The sequence below is a fragment of the Olavius algarvensis spirochete endosymbiont genome (assembly GCA_900608495.1).
Taxonomy (GTDB): Bacteria; Spirochaetota; Spirochaetia; order DSM-2461; family DSM-2461; genus UBA2779.
In genome coordinates this window covers 1-771 of the sequence record UWYT01000006.1, presented here as the reverse complement: position 1 = coordinate 771, position 771 = coordinate 1, and the positions used below count along the sequence as shown (strand labels likewise).

Annotated in this window: 1 protein-coding gene; it reads right to left on the bottom strand. The window is 44.7% G+C overall.

Annotated features, from left to right (window positions below; all coding sequences use genetic code 11):
• Positions 1-229 precede the first annotated feature (229 nt).
• Entirely contained in the window at positions 230-628 is a 399-nt protein-coding gene (locus S1OALGB6SA_RS00070; protein ID WP_195910198.1) for a helix-turn-helix domain-containing protein, read from the bottom strand.
• Positions 629-771 lie beyond the last annotated feature (143 nt).

Below are 771 nucleotides of genomic sequence, written 5' to 3'. Positions count from 1 at the left end.
CATTTCACCAAGGACGAAGGTGAGGGCCTTTAGGAGCTTTTGCTGTCGATAATGCAGCATTATCGACTAGCAAGAGCGGTATCGGCTTGCAGGCTTAAGCCCTGGCTTTCGAGGGAGCTGTTGCCGCTTTGAAGAAGGCCCTGGAGCAGGAGGTTTTGCAAGCTGATACCTAAAGGCCCTGGATGAGCCGCTTGGGGGGGAGGGGGAATTTTGAATTGGGACTCAATCTTCAGAACGCAGAAGTTTTATCGTTGGTTTGATGGACCTTGAGATATGCATCTATGGTTGATACAAGTGTTCTTTTGTGTCCTTGGGGCAGTTTCTCGATAGCTTTGATGCGTTTGTTGATTTTTCTATCCTGTTGAGACTCAGTGCGTATGCTTCTAAGGATACCGAGGATTTCATCAGATGATACATGAAGAGCCAAGGCAAACCTAGTTAATAATTCTGCATTGACTTGTAAACGTTCTTTTTCGTAGTGAGAAACAAGTCTTTGTGAGATTCCAATTATTTTACCAAGTTGGGCTTGCGTCATACCGTTGGCTTTTCGGATTCGCGCGATATTTTTCCCAACTGAGCCAATAAGTCCTTCTATTGCAGTGAGTGAATATTTCGGTTTCTGAGGCATAATAAAGGAGTATAGCTGCAAGGGTTGACAAAGGAACATTATGTAGTAATATTTGAATTGGAATAACTACTTGACACACTTTTTCAACCCCCGCTCTGTTAGAGCGGTGAAGAGGCCCGCCCCCGAAGGTTAACAGCTAAAGG